This window comes from Thermoactinomyces sp. CICC 10523 (genome assembly GCF_016055105.1).
In the GTDB taxonomy this organism is placed as follows: Bacteria; Bacillota; Bacilli; order Thermoactinomycetales; family Thermoactinomycetaceae; genus Thermoactinomyces_A; species Thermoactinomyces_A daqus.
Genome location: NZ_JAECVX010000004.1, coordinates 181,816 through 194,805 on the forward strand (window position 1 = coordinate 181,816; position 12,990 = coordinate 194,805).

Annotated in this window: 10 protein-coding genes and 1 other annotated feature; of the genes, 9 read left to right on the top strand and 1 reads right to left on the bottom strand. The window is 52.7% G+C overall.

Annotation, left to right across the window (positions count from 1 at the left end; translation table 11 throughout):
• The first annotated feature begins 3 nt into the window (after window positions 1-3).
• The 3 genes from remB to gyrA all read left to right on the top strand — a co-directional run bounded on the left by remB (window position 4) and on the right by gyrA (window position 4,732).
• Complete coding sequence (remB, locus tag I8U19_RS07490) at window positions 4-255, top strand: extracellular matrix regulator RemB (protein ID WP_033100494.1); 252 nt, start codon at window positions 4-6, stop codon at window positions 253-255.
• 85 nt (window positions 256-340) lie between these two features.
• The gene (gene gyrB, locus I8U19_RS07495) at window positions 341-2,251 is read left to right on the top strand and encodes a DNA topoisomerase (ATP-hydrolyzing) subunit B (RefSeq protein WP_081943785.1); all 1,911 of its coding nucleotides are present in this window, start codon (window positions 341-343) and stop codon (window positions 2,249-2,251) included.
• Between the two features lie 33 nt (window positions 2,252-2,284).
• The gene (gyrA, locus tag I8U19_RS07500) at window positions 2,285-4,732 is read left to right on the top strand and encodes a DNA gyrase subunit A (RefSeq protein WP_033100496.1); all 2,448 of its coding nucleotides are present in this window, start codon (window positions 2,285-2,287) and stop codon (window positions 4,730-4,732) included.
• Here gyrA and I8U19_RS07505 read toward each other — a convergent pair.
• Entirely contained in the window at window positions 4,726-5,793 is a 1,068-nt protein-coding gene (locus tag I8U19_RS07505) for a YaaC family protein (RefSeq protein ID WP_198055587.1), read from the bottom strand. The genes gyrA and I8U19_RS07505 overlap by 7 nt on opposite strands.
• Before the next feature lie 97 nt (window positions 5,794-5,890).
• Here I8U19_RS07505 and I8U19_RS07510 point away from each other — a divergent pair, with 97 nt between their 5' ends.
• From I8U19_RS07510 to serS, 6 genes are all read left to right on the top strand, one after another.
• On the top strand, window positions 5,891-6,742 hold the full coding sequence (locus tag I8U19_RS07510) for an alpha/beta fold hydrolase (RefSeq protein ID WP_198055588.1): 852 nt from the start codon (window positions 5,891-5,893) through the stop codon (window positions 6,740-6,742).
• A gap of 162 nt (window positions 6,743-6,904) precedes the next feature.
• Complete coding sequence (guaB, locus tag I8U19_RS07515; RefSeq protein WP_033100499.1) at window positions 6,905-8,362, top strand: IMP dehydrogenase; 1,458 nt, start codon at window positions 6,905-6,907, stop codon at window positions 8,360-8,362.
• 195 nt (window positions 8,363-8,557) lie between these two features.
• Entirely contained in the window at window positions 8,558-9,793 is a 1,236-nt protein-coding gene (locus I8U19_RS07520) for a D-alanyl-D-alanine carboxypeptidase family protein (RefSeq protein WP_198055589.1), read from the top strand.
• 108 nt (window positions 9,794-9,901) lie between these two features.
• The gene (gene pdxS / locus I8U19_RS07525) at window positions 9,902-10,795 is read left to right on the top strand and encodes a pyridoxal 5'-phosphate synthase lyase subunit PdxS (RefSeq protein WP_033100500.1); all 894 of its coding nucleotides are present in this window, start codon (window positions 9,902-9,904) and stop codon (window positions 10,793-10,795) included.
• A gap of 12 nt (window positions 10,796-10,807) precedes the next feature.
• Complete coding sequence (gene pdxT / locus I8U19_RS07530) at window positions 10,808-11,398, top strand: pyridoxal 5'-phosphate synthase glutaminase subunit PdxT (protein ID WP_033100501.1); 591 nt, start codon at window positions 10,808-10,810, stop codon at window positions 11,396-11,398.
• 26 nt (window positions 11,399-11,424) lie between these two features.
• Window positions 11,425-11,651, top strand: a binding site (T-box leader).
• Between the two features lie 41 nt (window positions 11,652-11,692).
• Entirely contained in the window at window positions 11,693-12,979 is a 1,287-nt protein-coding gene (gene serS / locus I8U19_RS07535; RefSeq protein WP_198055590.1) for a serine--tRNA ligase, read from the top strand.
• The last annotated feature ends 11 nt before the right edge of the window (window positions 12,980-12,990 follow it).

Here is a 12,990-nt window from a genome sequence, read left to right on the forward strand (position 1 = left end):
CAGGTGTTTATTCACCTAGGGGGAAGCCGCACGCTCCGCATTCGCGAGGTGATCGCCATCCTGGATGCGGATGTGCTGGAAGAATCCGGAGACTGCACTTTCCTCGAAATGGCCAGACGAAAGGGGAAGGTGGAACGGATTTCGCCTGAAGCAGTAAAATCTTACGTGATCACAAAGAATGGCGTGTTCGCTTCGCCGATCTCGTCAACCACATTAAAAAAAAGGGCGGATGACAGCCAGATTCCGGGGAAATAAGCGGTTGACCAACCCTGATTGGCCTTGAAGTCAATCGGTTGTTTTTGTTTTACGTTAGTTTTGGATAAGGAAGCAGGTGACCGAATTGTCCGTACAAAATACCAATTACGATGAAACTCAGATTCAGGTACTGGAAGGATTAGAGGCTGTTCGTAAACGCCCGGGAATGTATATCGGGTCCACATCGAGCCGCGGTTTGCACCACCTCGTATGGGAAGTGGTGGATAACAGCATCGATGAAGCATTGGCCGGGCGGTGTGACACGATTGAGGTGATCGTCAACCCGGATAACAGCGTAACGGTCACTGACAACGGAAGCGGGATTCCGGTCGGAATTCATCCGAAAATGGGGCGGCCGGCCGTTGAAGTCGTGATGACGGTTCTCCATGCCGGCGGAAAATTCGGCGGTGATGGCTACAAATTTTCCGGCGGCTTGCACGGAGTGGGCGTGTCGGTGGTGAATGCCCTGTCGGAATGGCTGGAAGTGGAAGTGAGACGGGAAGGAAAAATTCACCGCCAACGTTACACCCGGGGCGTGCCCGATTATGACCTGCAAGTGATCGGGGAAACGGATGAAACAGGAACGAAGGTTACGTTCAAACCCGACCCGGAAATCTTTACCGAAACGACGGAATACGATTATGACATTTTGCAAAACCGCCTGCGTGAGCTCGCCTTCCTGAACAAGGGGATCAAAATCATATTGGAGGATCGGCGCGAAAAAGAGAGAAAGGCGGAATTCCAATATGACGGCGGCATTCGATCCTTTGTGGAATATCTGAACCGCAACCGCGAAGTGCTGCATGAGCCCCCGATCTATATCGAAGGCGAACGGGATTCCATCCCGATTGAAATTTCGCTTCAGTATAATGATTCTTTCTCATCGAACATTTATTCGTATGCCAACAATATTCACACGCATGAGGGCGGAACGCATGAAGCCGGCTTCAAATCGGCGCTTACCCGGGTGATCAACGATTATGCCCGGCGGAACAACCTGTTGAAAGAAAACCAAAGCAACCTGACCGGCGATGATGTGCGGGAAGGGTTGACGGCCATTATCAGTGTGAAAATCGGTGATCCGCAGTTTGAAGGGCAAACGAAAACCAAGCTGGGAAACAGTGAAGCCCGCTCGGCCACGGAACAATTATTTGCCGAGGAGTTCCAGATCTTTCTGGAGGAAAACCCGGCGGTGGCCAAAAAGATCATCGGAAAAGCGGTAATGGCTGCACGCGCAAGGGAGGCTGCCCGCAAAGCCCGGGAATTGACGCGTCGGAAAAATGCACTGGAAGTCAGTTCATTGCCCGGGAAATTGGCGGATTGCACCTCCAAAAACGCTGCCGACAGCGAACTGTTCATCGTTGAAGGGGATTCCGCGGGCGGTACTGCCAAGCAGGGGCGTGACCGCATGTTCCAGGCGATCCTCCCCCTCAAGGGAAAAATTATCAACGTAGAGAAAGCGCGGTTGGACAAGGCACTTTCCAACGATGAAATCCGGACGATCATCACTGCGCTCGGCACGGGGATCGGCGGTGACTTCAATCTCGACAAGGCGCGGTACCACAAGATCATCATCATGACCGATGCCGATGTGGACGGCGCGCATATCCGCACGTTATTGCTGACCTTCTTCTACCGCTATATGCGGCCGCTGATTGAAAACGGCTATGTTTATATCGCGCAGCCTCCGCTTTATAAAGTGACGCAAGGGAAAACGGTTCGCTATGCCTACAATGACCGCATGAAAGAGGAAATTCTCAAGGAACTGGAAGGAAAGGGCAAAGTGGAGATCCAGCGGTACAAAGGGCTGGGAGAAATGAACGCGACCCAGCTCTGGGAAACGACGATGGACCCTGAAAGCCGCACATTGCTGCAAGTTTCCCTTGCCGATGCGATGGATGCTGACGAGGTATTTGAGATGCTGATGGGCGACCGGGTTGAGCCGCGGCGCGTATTCATCCAGGAATATGCGAACCAGGCTACCTTGGATGTGTAACCGGCAGGCAGTAGGAAGCAGGGAGATGAAACGATGCCAGATATGCAAAGAATTCAAGAAGTGAATATCAGTAAGGAAATGAAGTCTTCGTTTCTGGACTATGCGATGAGCGTAATTGTCAGCCGCGCCCTCCCGGACGTGCGCGACGGCCTGAAACCCGTTCATCGCCGGATTTTGTACACTTTGTATGAACTGGGGATGACTCCGGACAAACCGTACAAAAAATCGTCCCGCGTCGTCGGAAACGTTACGGCGAACTATCATCCGCACGGGGATGTGGCGGTATACGATGCGATGGTTCGGATGGCGCAGGATTTCTCTTATCGGTATCCGCTGGTGGACGGACACGGAAACTTCGGGTCAATCGACGGCGATTCGCCCGCGGCCATGCGGTATACCGAAGCGCGGATGGCTCCGATCACGATGGAGTTGTTGCGCGATATCCAGAAGGATACGATCGACTTTGGCCCCAACTATGACGGACAGCAGGAAGAGCCGTTGGTGCTGCCTTCCCGCTTTCCCAATCTGATCGTTAACGGGGCATCCGGGATTGCCGTCGGCATGGCGACCAATATCCCGCCGCATAACCTGTCTGAAGTGATCGACGGAATCCTTCTCCTCCTGGATAATCCAGAGGCGACGATTGAAGATTTGATGCGGATCATCAAGGGTCCTGATTTTCCCACGGGGGGAATCATCCTCGGGCATGACGGGATTCGCAAATCGTACCGCACCGGGCGGGGCAGCATCCGGATCCGGGCGAAAACGCGGATCGAAGAAGCGGGCAGCGGAAAGATGCGCATCGTCGTGGAAGAATTGCCGTACCAAGTGAACAAAGCCAAGCTGGTGGAAAAGATCGCCGAGCTCGTACGCGACAAAAAAATCGACGGAATCACCGACCTGCGCGACGAATCAGACCGGAACGGAATGCGTGTGGTCATTGAACTGCGTCGGGATGTAAACCCAAGGGTCATCCTTAACAATTTGTACAAGCATACCAGCCTGCAATCGAGCTTTGGCGTTAACATGCTGGCGTTGGTTGACGGCCAGCCGCAGGTACTCAACATTAAATCCATTCTTTCCCACTATATCGACCACCAGGTGGAAGTGATCCGCCGGCGCACCCAGTATGATTTGAACAAAGCGGAAGAACGGGCTCACATCCTGGAAGGCTTGCGCATTGCCCTTGACCAGATCGACGAAGTGATCGCCCTCATCCGCGCTTCCGCCACCACTGCCGAAGCTCGTACCGGTTTGATGGAAAAGTTCGGTCTCAGTGAAAAACAAGCCCAGGCGATTCTCGATATGCGTTTGCATCGCCTGACCGGACTGGAACGCGAAAAAATCGAGGCGGAATACGGAGAACTTCAGAAATTGATCGCCAAATTGAAAGACATTCTCGCCGATGAGGCCAAAATCCGCGGCGTCGTGCGGGATGAGCTGAAGGAGATCAAAGAACGGTATGGCGATGAACGCCGCACGATGATTAAAGCCGATGAGGACGAAATTGAGGACGAGGATTTGATCCCCGAAGATGAGGTCGCCATTTTGTTGACCCAGCGTGGATATATCAAGCGGATGCCTTTGTCCACCTACCGGGCGCAACGAAGAGGCGGCAAGGGAATCACGGGGATGGGAACCCGGGAAGACGACTTGGTGCAGCATATGTTTGTCACCCATTCCCATAATCATTTGCTCTTCTTCTCAAACAAGGGGAAAGTGTACCGCCTGAAGGCGTACGAAGTGCCGGAGCTCGGCAGAACCGCGCGCGGGACTCCCGTGATCAACCTGATTCAGATCGACCAGGGCGAGCGCATCGAGGCGGTTATCCCGGTGAAAGAATTCCTGGATAATCAGTTCCTTTTCTTTGCCACGGCTGAAGGCATTGTGAAGAAGACCGCACTCAGCGAATTTGAAAACATTCGCCGCAACGGCCTGTTTGCCATCAATCTTCGTGACGGGGATGAACTGGTTGGCGTCCGCCTGACCGATGGAAATCAGGAAGTCCTGATGGGAACGCGCCAGGGAATGTCGATTCGCTTCCACGAAATGGACGTCAGAGAAATGGGACGTTCGGCCACAGGCGTGAAAGGCATCACGTTAGGTGAAGATGACCGCGTAATCGATATGGATATCGTGATCCCGGACAAATATGTCCTGATCGTCACTCGCAACGGATATGGCAAACGGACGCCGATGGAGGAATACCGCATTCAATCACGCGGCGGTAAAGGGATCAAGACCTTAAGCCTCACAGAGAAAAAAGGAGATGTGGTCGCCCACAAAGTGGTGTCCGAAGATGAAGATCTGATGATCGTGACTCAATCCGGCATTGTCATTCGCCTGAAGATCGCCGAGATTTCCGTGATGGGCCGGTATGCGCAAGGAGTGAAACTGATTTCGCTCGACGAGGACGAAGTATCGGCCGTCGCCCGCGTCCACCGCGAAGAGGAGGAAGACGGAGAAGACGGTAATCAATAAAGGCGAATGATCGATTTTTGACCGTGGAGAAGGTTTAAGACCAGATGGGGGACCTTTCGCGGGATGAGACGGAGCAGTCCGCATACCAGGATTTGCTCTTCTCCGGTGTGATCCAGCATTATCTCCCCCCATAGCGGTGGTTCATAGCGACACAGCATACTCAGCGCAAATAGCAACATGAAATGAACCAGCAATTCATCAACAGGGGTTCCAAGGCAATCATTACCGAACCACAGGTAATGGTTGCCTTTTTTATCTTCATAAAACCAAGGATGGTGAAATCCTTTCTCCCAGTCATTCACATGCCGGACATCGGGATGGCTCCAACGAAGTTGCAGGAGACCGGACCGGATCACCGGAGTGCCAAGGGAGAAGAGTGCCCCTTTGCTGTAATGATTCAGACGGGAAACAAAAGCTTCGGGGGTGAGATGGATCCGGTCGAGAACGGTTTCGGCGATTTCCAGCGGCATCGCCTCGTCTGCATAAAGCGAGGTCTGCCGGCCAACCGTAACCGGAATCAGCGGCGTTTCACCCAAAATGCGCTCATAACTGGCGGACAAGTCAGATAGGAAGGAAAACAATGTCTTGAGCCGATATGAGTCTCCCGCATCGGGAGGATTCCCCAATAACCCGGCGACCAGTGGATAAAGCCCTTCTTTTTGTATCCGGACTTCATCCTCGAGCAAACGATAAGATTCACGCTTTCGTTTTCGGGTGGATAACCCATGGCGCAAGACTGAAGTATTTTGCGGATAGTCCGGCACCCGGGTCAGAATCCATGCTTTAATCAAGCTCATCATTCCATAGTAGTCGAGGACAGGCTGCATCCAGATATTTTCTTCCCGTCCCGGCCGGAAAATGGAAAGAGCCTGCCGGATGTAGGCGGAAAACGCTGCCGCATTACGAAAGGCCATCTTTTCCGGTTGCGGGGTTCCGCTTTTTTGGTAAGCGTTCAACAGAAATCTTTGTGCCGACTTTTCGTTGGCAAGCAGGAAATATTGGTCACGGATCCATTCCTCCGGCGATTCGCAATAGATGATGTTTACCGGTTTTGCTTCCAACCCGTTCCCTCCCGTTTTAATCTTCTGCCCTTTATTGTGCTGAAAAGGCGGGAATGATATAACAGAGGTGATTTTTCAGGAGGATCGTAAGGCAGATATGAAAAAGAGATGGATTTGGTGTTTATGCATTCTCCTGTTGTTCGTCTGGGGGACGATTCCTCCGAAGAAGCAAGCACTTCCCGAGAAAAACTCGGATTTGGTTCTGATCCATGGTTTTAACAACCGCCATCAGTGGGGAGAAGCATTTTTAAACACATTGGTCGCTCATTGGAAGTCCGGGCATATTTATGTCCTGTATACCAATCGGTCAGACCGGGTCTGGACGATGCGGATCAATGGAAAGATCGTGACGTTTGCGGGAGAAAATGATCATCAAGCCGGAAACGGCTCAATCGACGCCCAGGCGAAAATTGCCGCGCATAAAATTGATCTCCTGCAAGCAAAATATGGACTTGATCCCCGTTTTGCGGTGATCGCTCACAGCATGGGCGGTCTGGTTGCCCGGGAATTGGTCTACTTGCGGCCGGGACGGGTGGCGGACCTGGTGACGATTGCTTCACCGCACCATGGAACTCCGCTTGCCAGGGAATACAGTTGGCTGGGGATGTTTGTGCATGGACAAGCGGCTATGGCAGATCTTACTCCTGAGGCGGTGGCGCGGTTTAACCAAAAATATCCCGTACAGGGAAGTCCGTTTGCAAAAGGCGGACACCTTTTTACCATAGCCGGGGATGCGGATGGATGGGGAAACCGCGGATGGCATGGGGAATTGGCGGTCGGATGGACGCTTCTAGCCCTGAAGTACGGTTCGGACAGCGATGGTGTTGTACGTGACGGAGAAGCGACGATCAAAGGGGCCATTCATGTTAAAACGTTCCCGGATGATGACCATCTGCAGCTGATTCAGAAACCAGAGGTAGCGGAAACCATTAGCAGCATCCTTCCCTGAACCGTTGGTTATCCACAGAAAAGTTTAGTTATGCACAAGATCCTGTGGATAACTTGTGAATGATTGTGGACAACTTTTTGGCAAAAAATGAAAAATCTTGACGACTTGGCAAGGATACTGTTACACTTGCTAGAAAAAATTTGGGCCAAAGGGGAAAGCGATATGTGGGATCAGAAGTTTGCCAAGGAAGGTTTTACCTTTGACGATGTTTTATTGGTCCCGGCGAAATCGGAAATTTTGCCGCGAGACGTCGAGACCGGCACCACGCTGACGGATCGGGTGAAACTCAATATTCCGCTGATCAGTGCGGGGATGGATACCGTGACCGAATCAGCCTTGGCCATTGCGATTGCCCGGCAGGGAGGCATCGGTGTCATTCACAAAAACATGAAAGTGGAAGAGCAGGCTGAAGAAGTAGACCGGGTCAAGCGCTCTGAGAGCGGAGTCATCACCAATCCGTTTTACTTGACACCTGAGCACAAAGTTCATGATGCGGAAGAACTGATGGCGAAATACCGGATTTCCGGTGTGCCGATTGTCGATGAAAACCGCCGCCTGATGGGGATTATCACCAACCGTGACCTGCGTTTTGTCCGTGATTATTCCACCCCGATCGCCGAAGTGATGACCAAGGAAAAATTGGTGACGGCACCGGTGGGAACGACCCTGAAAGAGGCGGAAGCGATTCTGCAACAACATAAGATCGAGAAATTGCCTTTGGTCGACGAAGAAGGCATTTTAAAAGGACTCATTACCATCAAGGATATTGAAAAAGCGGAGCTGTTCCCGCAAGCGGCCAAAGATGCCCACGGAAGGTTACTCGTCGGGGCGGCTGTCGGGGTGACCAAGGATACGATGCGCCGGGTGGCGGCATTGGTGGAAGCAGAAGCGGATATGATCGTCGTTGATACTGCTCACGGCCACTCCCAGGGTGTGTTGGACATGGTGCGGGAGATCAGAAGACAGTATCCCGACTTGGTGATCGTTGCCGGTAACGTCGCCACGGGAGAAGGCACCCGCGATTTGATTGAAGCCGGGGCCAGTGTGGTCAAAGTGGGAATCGGTCCGGGCTCGATTTGTACAACCCGTGTCGTTGCAGGAATCGGTGTGCCGCAGATTACAGCCATCTACGACTGTGCCACCGTTGCGCGCCAATATGGCGTTCCGATTATCGCCGATGGCGGCATCCGTTTCTCCGGGGATATTGTCAAAGCGATCGCGGCCGGGGCAGATGCAGTCATGCTGGGCAGCCTTTTCGCCGGAACGGAAGAAGCTCCGGGAGAATCGGAGATTTATCAGGGCCGCCGCTTCAAGGTGTACCGCGGGATGGGATCAATCGGTGCGATGCAGGCAGGCAGCAAGGACCGCTATTTCCAAGAAAATGTGCAAAAGTTGGTTCCGGAAGGCATTGAGGGACGCGTTCCGTACAAAGGGCCGCTTGCCGATACCATTTACCAATTGATCGGAGGCCTGCGCGCAGGCATGGGCTATTGCGGAACCAGAACATTGGCCGAATTAAAAGAGAAATCCCGTTTTATTCGCATTTCCAGCGCTTCGCTCAGGGAAAGCCATCCTCATGATGTTCAGATTACCAAAGAAGCTCCAAACTACCATATGTGACCAATTTCTTTCACCGAACAAGCAGAAAAACGCTTCTGCTTGTTCATTTCTTTTTTCCCGTTCCTCTTCTATACTGGATTAAGGGGGCGGGAAGTTTCCGACATTTGGCCGGCCGTGGCCCGAACCGGATTTACATAAATATGTCAGTCTTGTGCAATGTTTTGCGGCAAATGAGGGAGAATGGAGAATGACCTGATGAAAAACAAAATAAACATCTGCTGTTGTCTTTGTTTGCTTGTCTTCATGAGTTGGATTACGAATCCGGCAATGGCAGCTGCCGCGGAGATAAAACCGGATGTTCAGGCAAAGTCCTATATCCTGATCGATTTTCAGTCCGGGGAGATTCTTGATGAGAAAAATGCCGAAGTGCCGTACCCGCCTGCCAGCATGACCAAAATGATGACCGTGTTCGTTGTGCTGGACCAGATTAAAAGCGGGAAGATTCACTGGGATGATCTCGTCACCATAAGCCCGCGGGTGGCTGCGATCAATGAAGCGCAGATCAACCTTACACCCGGAGAAAAAATCACTGTGCGTGAGCTGTTTATCGCCGCTCTGGTCGAATCGGCCAATGATGCGGCTGTGGCCTTGGCAGAATATGTGGGGGGGACGGAAGAAAACTTTGTCGCCATGATGAATCAAAAGGCGAAGGAACTGGGAATGAACCATACACATTTCAATTGCGCGTCCGGCCTTGATTTCCGCCTTTATCCCGACCCGCCGAAAGTTTCCGGGCCAAACGTGATGTCCGCTCATGATACGGCCATCCTGGCGACCAAGCTGATTCAAACGTATCCCGAAATCCTGAAAACGACGTCCATCCCTTACTATACATTTTTTATAGGAACGAAGAAGCAACTGAAGGTGACCAACTGGGATTTGATGCTGCCCGGGCTCAAGTATTCCTACCCGGGAGTGGATGGACTGAAAACGGGGCATACCAACACGGCGGGTTATTGTTTTACGGGGACCGCCCAGCGTGGTGATCTTCGTCTGATTTCCGTTGTCATGGGAACCCGTTCCGACGATCACCGGTTTTTGGAGACGAAAAAGTTGTTTGACTACGGTTTTCAGGAATTCGTCCCGCAAGTGCTGGTGAAAAAGGGAGGTCAGATCCCGGGAACAAAAGAGCTGGCCTTGCCTGACGGAGTGGAACGCACCGTTCCGGTAACCGTGGACAAGGCGATTAAACTTCCCGTGCATAAAGGGGAGAGTGCCCGTTACCAGGTGAAGGTAACATTCAAGCCCCGATTGAATGCTCCGCTCAAGCAAGGGGAAGTGGTCGGCACAGCTCAAGTGCTCTATAACGGAAAACCGGTCCAAGGGGTGGAACCGACTCCGGTCGTGACGGCCAAAGCGGTGGAAAAAGCGAGCTGGATTCGCCTGTTTTTCCGGGAAATAGGGGATACCGTAAAGAATTGGTTTAATTAAATTTATTTTTCAAATGGATTTTTTCAACTATAATAAAATGGGGAGGAGAGCAAGGAATTCCGATTGCTCTCCCGGTTTTTAGCTGGTACATCAAGGGGGTTATCCGAAATGAGTGAAGTGCGTAAAGTCGGAACAGATCGCGTCAAACGCGGGATGGCCGAAATGCAAAAAGGCGGCGTCATCATGGACGTTGTCAATGCTGAACAAGCGAAAATTGCGGAACAAGCCGGAGCAGTGGCCGTTATGGCACTGGAACGCGTTCCGTCCGATATTCGTGCAGCCGGCGGTGTCGCCCGCATGGCAGACCCGCGTGTGATCGAGGAAGTGATGGGAGCCGTATCGATTCCGGTTATGGCCAAAGCACGGATCGGTCATTTTGTGGAAGCGCGCCTGCTTGAAGCGATGGGCGTCGATTACATCGATGAAAGTGAAGTTTTGACACCGGCAGATGATCTGTACCATATCGATAAATCGCAATTTACCGTTCCGTTTGTTTGCGGTGCGCGTGACCTCGGGGAAGCATTGCGCCGGATCGGGGAAGGGGCGTCCATGATCCGCACCAAAGGGGAACCGGGCACCGGAAACATCGTTGAAGCGGTTCGCCATATGCGCATGATGCAAAGCCAGATTCGCAAGGTGCAAAGCATGTCCCGCGATGAGCTGATGGCTGAGGCGAAAAAACTGGGGGCTCCGTACGACTTGCTCTTGCAAGTGCATGAAACGGGCAAACTGCCTGTGGTCAACTTTGCCGCCGGCGGTGTGGCAACGCCTGCCGACGCTGCTCTGATGATGCATCTTGGTGCAGACGGTGTCTTTGTCGGCTCCGGGATCTTCAAATCGGAAAATCCGGAGAAATATGCACGCGCCATCGTTCAGGCCACCACGCACTATGAAGATTTCGGCCTGATTGCCGAAGTGTCCAAAGATCTTGGCACACCGATGACCGGAATTGAAATTTCCAAACTGCGTGCGGAAGAACGGATGCAGGAGCGCGGCTGGTAGGAGGTTGGAGCGATGAAAATTGGCGTACTGGCTTTACAAGGAGCGGTGCGCGAACATGTGCGCTTGCTGGAACAGGCTGGAGCCGAGGCAGTAGCGGTGAAACGGGTCGAGCAGCTGAGCGATTTGGATGGCCTGGTGATTCCGGGCGGCGAGTCGACCACCATCAGCAAATTGATGAATGAGTATCAGATGACTGAGCCGATCCGCCAGATGTACCAGAGCGGCAAACCGATCTTTGGCACTTGCGCCGGAATGATCCTGATTGCCAGCCGCATAGAAGGCCGGGACGAGCCACATCTCGGCCTGATGGATATCACGGTGAAGCGAAACGCCTTTGGCCGGCAACGGGAGAGCTTTGAGGCGAGCCTTGATGTCAAAGGGATCGGCGATCAGTTTCAAGCGGTTTTTATCCGTGCACCATACATTGAAGAAGTGGGGCCGGGTGTGGAAATCCTGGCCGAAGTGGATGGGAAAATTGTCGCTGCCCGGCAAGGTCATCTTCTGGCGGCCGCTTTCCATCCTGAACTGACAGATGATGTGCGTTTCCATGCCTATTTTATCGAAATGGTTCGCGAATCGATGGTTACAAATGCAGAAGTTTAGGATATAATATGTAGTAAACTTTTGATATCGACGCGAAGAAGAGGCTAGTAGCTGCCGGCAGTTCGGTTCAGAGAGGCGATGGCTGGTGCGAATCGCTCCGGACGGGCGGCGAATCCACCTCGGAGCGAGGCGTGAAGGGAACAAACCCGAAGCGCATTCGGTTACGAGCCGTTATTTCGGAAGAGCGGGTTTATCCTGTCACAGCGACAGGCAGACCAATAAGGGTGGCAACGCGGAACCTTCCGTCCCTTTGGGGAGTGGGAGGTTTTTATTATGGTTAGGAGGTGCAGACCCGTGTTGGACAACAAGTTGTTGCGCAGCAATATGGATGAGGTGAAACAACGGCTTTCCACCAGACAGGGAGAATGGCCGGGGCTCGATACCTTCCTGCAGCTGGATGAGCGCCGCCGCGAAGGGATCAGGAGGGCGGAACAGCTCAAGAATAAGCGCAATGTCGTTTCCAAAGAAATTGCCCAAAAGAAAAAGAACAAAGAAGATGCCGAAGCGGATATACTGGAAATGCGCCGGGTCGGGGATGAGATCAAGCAATTAGATGAGGAATTGAGACAATTGGATGCACAGTTGGAAGAAATATTGCTCAGCCTTCCCAATTTGCCGCATGAGAGCGTGCCCGTCGGGGCTTCCGAAGAGGAAAATGTCCCTGTGCGCAAATGGGGCGAGCCGCCGCAACCCGATTTTGTCATCAAACCGCACTGGGAGATTGCCGAAGAACTCGACATCCTCGATTTTGAACGGGCGGCGAAAGTGACCGGCTCCCGTTTCGTCTTTTACAAAGGTTTGGGAGCGCGTCTCGAACGGGCCTTGATCAACTTCATGCTCGACCTGCATATCCAGGAACACGGCTATACGGAAATGATGCCCCCTTACATCGTCAACCGGCAGGCCATGACCGGAACCGGACAACTGCCCAAGTTTGAAGAAGACGCTTTCAAGCTGGCGGATAATGAGGATTACTTCCTCATCCCGACCGCGGAAGTGCCTGTAACCAATTATCATGCGGGTGAGATTCTGGCAGCTGAGGAACTCCCCAAATATTACACCGCCTTCAGCAGTTGTTTCCGTTCCGAAGCCGGTTCGGCCGGACGGGATACACGCGGACTGATTCGTGTGCATCAATTTAACAAAGTCGAAATGATCAAATTGGTGAGACCGGAAGATTCTTATGACGAGCTCGAACTGATGGTGCAAAATGCCGAAGAAGTGTTGAAGCGCCTTGAACTTCCCTATCGCGTCGTCGCTCTCTGTACAGGAGACCTCGGTTTCAGTGCGGCCAAAACATACGATCTTGAGGTTTGGATGCCGAGCTACAATACTTACCGGGAAATCTCGTCCTGCAGCAACTGCGAGGATTTCCAAGCCCGCCGCGCCAACATCCGCTTTCGCCGCGATGCCAAGGCAAAACCGGAGTTTGTGCACACGCTCAACGGGTCCGGCCTTGCCGTCGGCCGCACCGTCGCCGCCATCCTGGAAAACGGCCAGGAAGCCGACGGGAGCGTCCGCATTCCCAAAGCTCTGCAACCTTACATGGGCGGACTTGAACGGATCAGTAAACAGGGATGAGAAGCAGTTGC

What these genes read in the sequence shown, in the direction of transcription:
- gyrA (WP_033100496.1), top strand. Translation starts at nt 2,285, where the DNA reads ATGCCAGATATGCAAAGAATTCAAGAAGTGAATATCAGTAAGGAAATG.
- I8U19_RS07510 (WP_198055588.1), top strand. Translation starts at nt 5,891, where the DNA reads ATGAAAAAGAGATGGATTTGGTGTTTATGCATTCTCCTGTTGTTCGTC.
- guaB (WP_033100499.1), top strand. Translation starts at nt 6,905, where the DNA reads ATGTGGGATCAGAAGTTTGCCAAGGAAGGTTTTACCTTTGACGATGTT.
- I8U19_RS07520 (WP_198055589.1), top strand. Translation starts at nt 8,558, where the DNA reads ATGAAAAACAAAATAAACATCTGCTGTTGTCTTTGTTTGCTTGTCTTC.
- pdxS (WP_033100500.1), top strand. Translation starts at nt 9,902, where the DNA reads ATGAGTGAAGTGCGTAAAGTCGGAACAGATCGCGTCAAACGCGGGATG.
- pdxT (WP_033100501.1), top strand. Translation starts at nt 10,808, where the DNA reads ATGAAAATTGGCGTACTGGCTTTACAAGGAGCGGTGCGCGAACATGTG.